This window comes from Betaproteobacteria bacterium (assembly GCA_016791345.1).
GTDB lineage: Bacteria > Pseudomonadota > Gammaproteobacteria > Burkholderiales > JAEUMW01 > JAEUMW01.
The window spans coordinates 1-2,402 of sequence record JAEUMW010000281.1; the positions used below are offsets into that span (position 1 = coordinate 1).

Consider the following 2,402-nt stretch of genomic DNA (forward strand, 5'->3'; position numbering starts at 1 on the left):
GTACTCAGGCGCCGTGGTCGCGCAGCCACTTGCCGACGGCGGGCGCCAGGATCTTCTGCGATGCACCGCCAGTGTAGATGCCGATGTGTCCGGTCTTGATGGCGAGCTCGGTGTAGTCGTTGTTCTCGATGTACTTCTTCATCCCGACCGTGCAAGCGGGCGGCACGAGATGGTCCCGCTCCGCGTAGATGCTGAGAATCGGCATGGTCAGGTTCTTCATGTCGACCTTGCGGCCACCCAGCTCGAGTTCACCCTTGACGAGCTTGTTCTTGTGGAGGAATTCCTTCACGAACTGACGGTACGCTTCGCCCGCTGCTGCTGGACCGCCGAACAGCCACTTCTCCATGCGCAGGAAATTCAGCAAAGCATTCTTGTCGTCGAGGGAGTCGATCAGGTCCGTGTATTTGCCGACCGCGAGATTGAACGGCGAGGCCATCAGGAACGAAACGTTCAGCTGATCGGCCGGCACATTGCCCGCGGCAGCGACCATGGTATCGACATCCGCGCCCGACGCCATGTTGAACATGAGACCGATATGCGGCTGCTCCTTGGTCCACTGGTAGGCGTGAAAGTCGATCGGAGAGACGGTCAGCACGAGATGCGCGATCTTGTCCGGGTGCAGGCACGAATAGCAGGTGCTGAGCGTACCGCCCTGGCAGATGCCGAACATCGTCAGCTTCTCCGCCCCGTTGAGATCGAGGATGACGTCGACGCACTCGTCGAGGTACCCCTCGACGTAGTCGTCGACCGTCAGGTACTTGTCGGCTGGTTTCGGATAACCCCAGTTGATCAAGTAGACGTCGATGCCCTCGTTGAGAAGATTGCGCACCAGCGAGCGGTCCGGCTGCAGGTCGGCGACCTCGTAGCCATTGATGAGCGGCGGCGTAATCACGAACGGCGTCTTCATGATCTTGCTGGCTTCGACCGTCGGCTTGTAGTGGTACACCTTGAGGCGGTCCAGTTCGAAGACCGTGTCCTTCGGCGTACTGCCGATGTCGACGTCCGCATCCTTCAGGCGGTTGAGGTTCTCGATCCCCTTCGTGAGCTTTCGGTTGATCTCGCTGATTTCGTGCGCGATGTCACTCGCCTGGATCTGAATCGGGAACACCATATTGAAGATCTCCTATTCTCGTTGTCTCGGTTCTGCAAATGACGAAGTGGTCACCGCGCAGGCGACTGCCGTCAGCCCGCCTTGGCCTTGCCGCGGCTCGCGCTGCGCGCGCCCGTCCCCTTCGCCACGACCTTGGTGCCGGTGGCTGCGGCAAGCGCCTTCTTCAGCGCCCGCACCTCGATCTTGAGGTCGTGGATGATCTTGTACGCATCGTCGATCTCTGACCGGGTGGGGATATCGAGCTGCTGGTAGATGTCCTCGAGCACCGCGCGCTGGTGGATCCGCAGCTCGTTGTTCGCGGTCGTCATCTCGTCCTGGATGGCGAGAAACTCCGGCGAATTGAAGACATGCATCAGGGTGCCGTCGGCCGAGGTGAACCAGAGCTTCATCAGATCCCGCACGGAGCTGATCTTCTCCCCCTTGGCCTTGATCTGTGCTAGGCGATCGATGGTCGCCTCGACGGCCTTGCCCATGCCTTGCGCCATCATGGTCTGGAACTTGAGGTTGGTGCGGCGCGCGTCGACCACCGCATCCACGAATCGCAGCAGCTTCGCGTTCTTCTCGCGCGTGAGGCCGGCACGGGGCATCTCGGCGAGGCCCGAGAGAAATGGGAAAAGCTCGGATTCCATCGCCAGCAGGCGGGTAAGGTTCGCGGCACCGCCGAGCGTTGCTTCGCCGAGGTGACCTGCCGTGCTCGACTGGCCCATGAAGGCGAGCCACGGCAGGAGTACGGGCGGCCAGTCCTTCCCCATGGACTGGGCGAGTTCGGTCAGATCCTTCAGCATCCCCGTGCCGCGGTCGAGCGAGGACGTCATCTGCTCGCTCCACTGCTTGGAGAAGCTTTCGAAGTCGACGCGCCAGTCCTTGCCCGCGTCGATGCTCGGCGCAACGATCTTCCACGCCTTGAGGAAGAAATCCGTAGCCCGCGTCGCCGCGCTCTGGCCGCTCAGCAGCTTGTCCACGAGCTCGCGTCCGGCATCGCTGGTGCCCTTGCCGAAAGCATCGGCGCTCTTCTTGAGCCACTCGGCCGAATCCGGCGAAGCCGCGTTCAGCGTCACGGCATTATTGAGTAGCCCCATCCACCCGTCCACCAGGCGCTTCTGCGCTTCAGTCCAGGTGTTGACGGCCGTGCCGATCTGTTCGGTAGCGTCCATTTCTTTCCTCTCTGATGATTTGTTTCATGCCGGCCGAGTGCTGGGCCGGCGGTCTCGTGATCGCTTCGCGTAGGTGTCAAATCTCAACCGTCGAGCCTTGCCGTACCGCTCGAGCCCGACAACCAAGCCGCAGGGAG

2 protein-coding genes are annotated in these 2,402 nt (G+C 61.6%); both read right to left on the reverse strand.

What is annotated here, in order from left to right; translation table 11 throughout:
• Nucleotides 1–4: 4 nt before the first annotated feature.
• Nucleotides 5–1,111 carry a class III poly(R)-hydroxyalkanoic acid synthase subunit PhaC gene (gene phaC, locus JNK68_11215; protein MBL8540926.1) on the reverse strand — a complete coding sequence of 369 codons (1,107 nt, stop codon included), beginning with the start codon at nt 1,109–1,111 and terminating at the stop codon, nt 5–7.
• 71 nt (nt 1,112–1,182) lie between these two features.
• Nucleotides 1,183–2,265 (reverse strand): hypothetical protein, encoded by a 1,083-nt coding sequence (locus tag JNK68_11220; protein MBL8540927.1) that lies wholly within the window; start codon nt 2,263–2,265, stop codon nt 1,183–1,185.
• Nucleotides 2,266–2,402 lie beyond the last annotated feature (137 nt).

Bases quoted from the DNA above. Each gene is read 5' to 3' on its own strand.
- phaC (MBL8540926.1), bottom strand. From the start codon at position 1,111: ATGGTGTTCCCGATTCAGATCCAGGCGAGTGACATCGCGCACGAAATC.
- JNK68_11220 (MBL8540927.1), bottom strand. From the start codon at position 2,265: ATGGACGCTACCGAACAGATCGGCACGGCCGTCAACACCTGGACTGAA.